A 344-nucleotide genomic window follows, 5' to 3' on the forward strand; every position below is an offset into this window, starting at 1 on the left:
GAGCGACCAGGCCCGCGAACTGGCCAGGCTGGTGCAGCGTTTCAAGATCGAGGAAGCCACGGCGTAGCGGAGGCGAAGCACCCACCCTTGAGAGGCTGCTGGTTCGAGGCTTGCGCGAGGTTGCCATGTTATGCTGGCATGAATCAGCACTTCCCAGGAGAGTGTCGTGTCCTCCGCGCCCCGCAAGAAACTGCCCATCGGGATCCAGACCTTTGCCGATATTCGTGAAGGCGGATACTACTACGTCGACAAGACCCCGGCGATCCACCGCTTGGTGGAGGCGGGCAAGTACTACTTCCTCTCGCGGCCGCGGCGTTTCGGCAAGAGCCTGCTGCTGGATACCC

At 62.2% G+C, this 344-nt stretch carries 1 protein-coding gene; it reads left to right on the plus strand.

Going from position 1 to position 344, the window contains the following annotated elements; genetic code table 11:
• Positions 1-166 precede the first annotated feature (166 nt).
• A partial coding sequence (locus tag HOP58_RS22865; protein ID WP_234261928.1) for an AAA family ATPase occupies positions 167-344 on the plus strand: 178 nt, incomplete at its 3' end.

The sequence above is a fragment of the Halomonas sp. MCCC 1A11062 genome (assembly GCF_021404355.1).
In the GTDB taxonomy this organism is placed as follows: Bacteria; Pseudomonadota; Gammaproteobacteria; order Pseudomonadales; family Halomonadaceae; genus Halomonas; species Halomonas aerodenitrificans.